The organism is Candidatus Thiosymbion oneisti (assembly GCF_900092655.1).
GTDB classification, from domain to species: domain Bacteria; phylum Pseudomonadota; class Gammaproteobacteria; order Chromatiales; family Chromatiaceae; genus Thiosymbion; species Thiosymbion oneisti.
This window is the reverse complement of the sequence record NZ_FLUY01001745.1, coordinates 1-5,861: the sequence shown is the minus strand read 5'-3', so window position 1 is coordinate 5,861 and position 5,861 is coordinate 1. Positions and strand designations below refer to the sequence as shown.

The 5,861-nt window shown below is 58.0% G+C and carries 1 protein-coding gene; it reads right to left on the bottom strand.

The window, feature by feature from the left end; translation table 11 throughout:
• Positions 1-143: 143 nt before the first annotated feature.
• A complete protein-coding gene (locus BQ17_RS18460; RefSeq protein WP_089729637.1) occupies positions 144-5,366 on the bottom strand; it encodes an ATP-binding protein in 5,223 nt (1,740 codons plus the stop codon).
• Positions 5,367-5,861: the final 495 nt, after the last annotated feature.

Genomic DNA, 5,861 nt, shown 5'->3' with positions numbered 1-5,861 from the left:
TTTGTGATTGGTTGATCCCTGTTTTCGTTCGCCCTCTCCCCAACCCCTCTCCCGCCGGGAGAGGGGCTTTGAGGCTTGACTTAATGGTATTGCCCTGCAAGATATTGGCATAGACCAAGACGTTGGCTTCGACGAACAGTGCGTTATCGTCCATCCTTATCGGACCGCGCCAGGCAGACCAACATGGCGCGTGCGACCGGCAACAGCCCCATGTCTACGGCCCACAGGCCGTTGACGAAGGGGTCGGAGAAGGAATCGGTGAGATAAGCGTGCTTGTCCGCATAGGCGAAGAAGCCCTCGTCGTTGCCGTGGCGCGCGAGCATATCCCGCAACATGTTTTGGGCCTTGACCCGGATGTAGTCCTCCTCGAAGAAGCGCTTGCGCTCACTGGCGAATTCGTCACTGTCGCTATCGCTGTCGCGTAGGTCTTCCAAGATCGACCGTTTGCCGGATTTTCGGATGGCGTAAAGTGTGAGCCACAAATGATAGTAGATGAAGCCCAAGGGCGGATTGAGCAGCTCCAGACCACCCTCATAGGCCTCGGCGTCCTCGACGGCATCGACCAGCAGTCGAAAGGCAAAAACGGCATCTTCCTCCGACATCCCGGCAACTGCATCGGGCGGCATGTCAGTACTATCCTCCCGTAGCCACGATGGCAATTCCGGAAAGTTCGGAAAGGCCCTGGCAAAGTACCAACGACCCTTCAGAAAGCCTGCCAAGATACGTGGATAGACCGGAAAGGTGCCCATGAAGCGGATGCCTATCTCATCCCAACCCAACGCATTGTTATCAGGGGACCGTCGCCAAAAGCCGTGCCAGAAGGCGCCGAGTACGATCATGCTCTGACTGAGTGGCGGTGCGACCCATTTCAGCAGCTTCGGATCTTCGACACCCAGCTCCTTTAAACGACGGCGCTGGATACGATAGGCCCGATGAAAGGCCTGCATGGCATAGTTATGAACCAGGCATTGCTCCTGTTCGTCGATGTCTTCATTACGCCAACTGTCCTCGAACAGCAGCTTGTCCGCCTTCTCCCAAATCTCCGTGAGAAACGGCTCGGCCGTGTCCTTATCCCGGCGCCAGTAGCTGAAGCCGAAGGCGAACAGATAGGCCGCCTTCCACAGGGATAGGGATGCCTCCGAGAGCCTACCGCCGTGCCGATACACCAACGCCGAAAGCACATAGGCTTCCACTGCACGTCCACACAGCGACTTGGTGAGCGACTTGCGTTGATCGGCCATGCATCTTTCCGGGTCACCCTCGGTATCGGTATCGGTATCGGAATCGGTACCCAACAAGTCGTCCAGAAATCCGGAGACGGCGGCGTCGAGTCCGTTGGGGCAACCGATAAGGCCGGTCCTATCCGTATCCGGCTCCTCGCCATGACCGCCGAAACGGTCGAACAGAGCTTGGGCTCGTTTCAGACTCTCCTTCAGGCGGCAAGCTTTGGCGGCCAACGCAGCCCGGACGGAGACATTGCAACGGCAGTCGTCCGCGGCCACCGCTTGCCGCCCGGACGCGTGATGGTCGCGGAAAAAACAGCCCTTGTGCCGATGCCCGAGCGCACCTTTCAGATCGAGCCCGGCCGCGGCATCGCCGAGACCGGACAGGGCATAGCCGAGCAGATGCAGACGATGCACCTTGCCGTCCGCTTCGGACTCGCTATGACCGTCCTGGGGCCCTGCGGCAAGCGGAGGTCGCCTGGCAAGTGCACGAGCGCCGCGGGCCGCCTTGGCAAAGCTACAGGCGGCGCCGATCAGGTCGGAGCGGAACAACAGCAGCTCGGCCTGACGCAGATACAGCCGGACATAAAGAATCCCCCGGAGGCTGCGGTCACTCTCGCCTGAAGATGGGTCCTGCACATCCAACCGCCGACGTATTGCGTGTGCGTCGTCCAGATGCTGGAGTGTCCGCCCCAGGGAGGCGTCCTGCTTGGCATAGAGGAAGGCCAGACTGACATGGGGTTGGGCGTACAGGTGGATCTGATTCTCGGCCCTCGAGAACAGCCGCTTCAGGGTCTCATGCTCCAGAGTGATTTCTACCAGCGACTTGGCCTGTAGATAGCAGCCGGCAGCCTGGTCATATTGCCGCCGTTGCTCATAGATCAGGCCGGATTTCAACAAGGTGCGCAGATAGAGTAGGAAGTGGCTGAAGGAGGGGACGGACCCGGAGACCGCAACGGTCGAGTCATCGTTATCCGAACCGGGAGTATGGCTTGCCATGATTGCGGCCAAGGCGGGCTCGATGCCGTCGAGGGCATTGCGGTACTCGGTCTGGGCCTGATCGTACTCCCGATCCAGGCCGTGCAGGTCGCCGAGGATCACGTCGATGAAGGGCAGCGCAAGCGATCCGCCCCGGCGGCTTCCGGGCAAAGAATGCACACTCTGCGGCCACAGAATGGGCGTCAGCTCCCTACGCAGACGGAGCTGCTCGTCACGAAAATCGTGGAAATGCTGCTTGATGGCGATGGATTCATCCAAGGTGAAATTGAAGGCGGCCAGCTCTTGCTCACTGAACTGGGAGATATAGACCACCTCGCGCTGGAAATGCAGCAGAAAGCGGTACTCATAGATACCATTGTCCACCGGCCGCAGGTAGGGGGCCAGCAGGCGTTCCAACAACAACCGGACTAATTGCGGCAAGGCGGGGGCGCGGTGGATGTCGAGAAAATCCGGCATCCGCTCCAGATCCCGTGAGTTGAACCCCAAGGAGTGGAACTTGAGCAGATAGTCAAGGATAGAGAAGGTGGCCACCGCCAGCTTGTCGCCGTACTTGCGGATCAGGGCGCTGAGATCGCCGTGAAAGAGCAGAAAGATCTGGCTGATCAGTTGGATCTCGTATTGACCCTCCGGCGGGAATTGCAGCATGAAGTTGGTGGTCGGCAACAGGGGACCGGCCGGGGCATGATAGCGGGCGCGATCGAATAGAAAAGTGTCCGACAGGGGTGTGACAAAGCGCTCGAATTGCAATGCCAGCTTCTTCGGAGTGCCGCCGCTGCGGTAGGTCAGGTAATAGACGAAATCCTGCAACAGAGACATCAGCTCTTGGTACTGGCGCTGGTACCGGTCCGAGAGCGATGGTTGTTTTTGTTTCCCCCTGACAGGCGCCAAATCGGGATCATGCTCGGCATGGATCAGGGCCAGATAGTCGGCATAGACCTCCAGGGTCCAGCAAGGGTAGAACTTCTCGCCGAAGGCAAAGTGCCGACCAGCTATCGGGGTAAGGCGTTTGTACCGGATGTAATAAGCGATGGAGCGGGGCAACAGCCGGTGGCAGACATACTGCTCGACCATACTGCTGATGTCCTCATCATTGCCGTCCGAGGTATCGGTCAACAGGCTGGGTACATAGATCACCTTGTCGAATAGGGAGCTGTAGAGGTGACTGTTGGCACTCTGATCCGCCAGGTTGGCATCCATCATCTCGCGTCCGGCGATGAAGATGAAGCGGCAGGGGGCGACGGTGATCAGGTTCTTCAGGTTGCTGAGCAGCTCCTCTACCTCTACCTTACGCTGCCGTACCGATTCGTTGAGGCTGCCCCCGCGGCGTGCGTCCGTCTTCTGGTCTATATCGCCCTTGACGGGATTGATCTTGTCCAGCTCGTCGAAGACAAAGATGATGTCCGGGCGCGGCAGGAAGCGGGGAATGCGGCGGTTGGCCTCCAGGATATCCAGGATCAGGGCCTCGGTCTGACGTACATCCAGCGGGTCATAACGGCGGCTACGCTTGCCGACCAGTGGCAAGACGCTGCCACTGGCACCCACATCCACGGTGTCCGTGGCGACGATCCGCTCGCGCGCCAGATTCAACAAGCGGATGACCCGACCGCGTCCGAGCCAAGCCAGCAAGGTCTTGAGGACCAGCACCACCAACAATAGAAACAACAGATGATAAGGGCGCGGTGCATCCAGCTTGTCATGACTAACTTCTTCCCCATGCAGTACCCAATTGACTCCACCATCGATGAGCTTGATGAGCTCAGCGAGTGAAAAGTGGAACCAATCTTCCAAATAGGGCCAATCTTTATCAGACCCTTGTATTGAGTTTTGCCCGCATGCGTAGGCATGGCAATAGACGTCCGTCAACCAGGCATCGATTCCACAGTAGAGTGACTGGTGCAATGCGAGCTCACCGACCGGCAGATGTTCGCAGAGTATGCGTGCGCGGTTCATGTCGCCGTCAAACGTTTTAGCGATACTCATAGCCTCTGATTCCGAGACGGAGATCGGGATCGAGGTGTTGGTCAGCGATTCATCCGCGGAGAACTCCTTGGCGGGGAGTAGTGGTATAAACTTGATTTGAATCCGGTCGTTGGAGCGACTGGCGGCAGTCAGCATTCGATAGTAGTCCACACAAGCCTCCTTCCCCGAACCTCCGCACGGCTTTTGTGGCTCCCACTCCTCGCCGGAAATAACAAGGTCACTGAAAAATGTGTCCTGCAACAGCGTTTCAGTATATTTGTTTGCGGTACGGAACAGATCGTAGAACACCACCGCCAGGATCAGTGTCAACACGGCAAACGAGCAGGTACGCACCAGTGTCGCCAACGAGAATAGCCGAAACGGCTCCCGATAGCTGCCTCGCAGCACATGTACCAGGCCGAACAGGATCTTCTTCGGATCCAGGCCCTCATGTCCCAGATTGATATGGATGGGGATGACCGGGCGGGCCAGCCAACGCCACCAGTTAGGCGGATAGAAGATCGCAAACCGGTGTTTGAAAAACTGATGAGTCAAGGTCACCACGACCAACACGCCTATCAGGGATAGCCCTATTGGGGCCGTCGGTGACACGACCAGCAGGATCAGCAGGACGAAACCAAACACCCAGCGCAGATTTGCCAGTGATACCGATGACACTAAGATACCGATTGGCCAGAAGAAGCGTGGGGCGGTGCGTCCCTGATCCCGGCGTTTGCGGATACGCTGTGCCTGCCGACGATGGAGCCAAAGAAGCCACTTACCCCGCCAGGCCAGGCACCTATTGCTGCAGCGCATCAGGAGGGGGCCAAAGAGGTCCGAACGTTCGCGCAGGTTCAGATGATGGTGACCGTCGGCATAGTCATGCAGCACCTTCTTGACCACACTGGTCTTACCGACGCCGCGATAACCGGTAACCAGATAGCTGCCCGAGCTGTTTTGACTATTGGTCAGCAGGGCCAGGAATTCGGCACACAGCGCCTCACGACCGATGAAGCTGTCGGGACCAGTCTCGCGGCGATAGGGCTCGTGATGAAACCGGAATCGGCGTAGCGGGACAACCCAGCTGCGAAATCGGACTCCCCGTTCGTGCGAGTCGCGTATGAACTTGCCTAGTTCTCCCGAGGAACGAAACCCATAAAATACCGACAAGATGATTACCGCCACGCCGTACCCTGGCTGCCCGGAGCTCACCAAAATAATCCCAAGTGCAATTCCGGCAACAGTCCGCAACCACCTGCACCAGGCGCAATCCCTTAAGTAGAATACCGACAGGATGTCTACCACTACGCCGTGCCATAACCACCCGAAGCTGGTGAAGCTAACCAAGATAATCCCGAACGCAATTCCGAGAACGGCTCGCAACCATCTGTGTAATAGGTTAAGCCATCGTTCGAGGTTCATTTCGAGTCATCCGATGTCCGGTTGCATTTCTTCACATGCAGCATCCTAATCCCGATCTGTTGAAACAACAACAAACCGGCAATCCGGGGTTCCGGGGCAACCCGTCAGGCTCGCCTGTGATCTGGCCGTTGCCCGTGGAAATCGGAAAGCGAGATGCTTGGAGCGCGCCGGCAAAGCGTCACAGCCCGTAGGATGCGGTGAGCGCGGCAGGTCTTACAGGATGGCATCACGCGGAGGCGCGAACCGCATCAAAGCAAT